Raw genomic sequence first — 249 nt, forward strand, 5'->3', positions numbered from 1 at the left:
CGACTTCATATGCGGAGTCGCCATCAGCACCGTCTGCACCTGGGGCACCATCTAATCCATCGGCTCCATCAGCACCTTCAAGAGATGCGAGCCATTCGGCTTCAGTTCCTACAAATCCATTGGCTACTGCGACTTCATATGCGGAGTCGCCATCAGCACCGTCTGCACCTGGGGCACCATCTAATCCATCGGCTCCATCAGCACCTTCAAGAGATGCGAGCCATTCGGCTTCAGTTCCTACAAATCCAT

1 pseudogene is annotated in these 249 nt (G+C 54.2%); it reads right to left on the minus strand.

The features are described from left to right. Nucleotides 1–249: pseudogene (locus JYB62_RS19790) on the minus strand (hypothetical protein); the annotation flags it as partial.

This window comes from Algoriphagus lutimaris (assembly GCF_017051705.1).
Classification (GTDB): Bacteria; Bacteroidota; Bacteroidia; order Cytophagales; family Cyclobacteriaceae; genus Algoriphagus; species Algoriphagus lutimaris.